The sequence below is a fragment of the uncultured Cocleimonas sp. genome (genome assembly GCF_947495625.1).
Taxonomy (GTDB): domain Bacteria; phylum Pseudomonadota; class Gammaproteobacteria; order Thiotrichales; family Thiotrichaceae; genus Cocleimonas.
Genome location: NZ_CANLZW010000079.1, coordinates 1 through 728, shown reverse-complemented (window position 1 = coordinate 728; position 728 = coordinate 1). Strand labels below are relative to the sequence as shown.

The window sequence follows — 728 nt, the reverse complement described above, 5'->3', positions numbered from 1 at the left end:
ATCGTCACATCACCTACGGTCATCGCTGGTGTGTCGTTATCCGTAATCGTTACCGTTCCTGTATCACTTGCGTTACTGGTGTTGCCACTCGTAACTGTACCGGTCACGGTGAAGTCTTCGGTTGGCTCACCCGTGGTATCGTCAGTCACCGGGATGCTTACACTCACCGTCGTTTGACCGGCTGGAATCGTGGCTGTCACTGTAGTCGTTGTGTAGTCGTTCGGATCTTCAGCACTGTTATCTGTTGTTGTAATTGAGACTACCGTATCCACTGAACTTGCATTCGCTATGCTCACCGGTACTGACGCTGAACCACCGTCTTCGGCGATCGTCACATCACCTACGGTCATCGCTGGTGTGTCGTTATCCGTAATCGTTACCGTTCCTGTATCACTTGCGTTACTGGTGTTGCCACTCGTAACAGTGCCCGTGACAGTAAAGTCTTCGGTGGGCTCACCCGTGGTATCGTCAGTCACCGGGATGCTTACACTCACCGTCGTTTGACCGGCTGGAATCGTGGCTGTCACTGTAGTCGTTGTGTAGTCGTTCGGATCTTCAGCACTGTTATCTGTTGTTGTAATTGAGACTACCGTATCCACTGAACTTGCATTCGCTATGCTCACCGGTACTGACGCTGAACCACCGTCTTCGGCGATCGTCACATCACCTACGGTCATCGCTGGTGTGTCGTTATCCGTAATCGTTACCGTTCCTGTATCACTTGCGTT

Annotated in this window: 1 protein-coding gene; it reads right to left on the bottom strand. The window is 51.6% G+C overall.

Annotated features, from left to right (window positions below; translation table 11 throughout):
- On the bottom strand, positions 1-728 hold a 728-nt coding region (locus Q1A31_RS20915), incomplete at both ends, for a Calx-beta domain-containing protein (protein ID WP_299881760.1).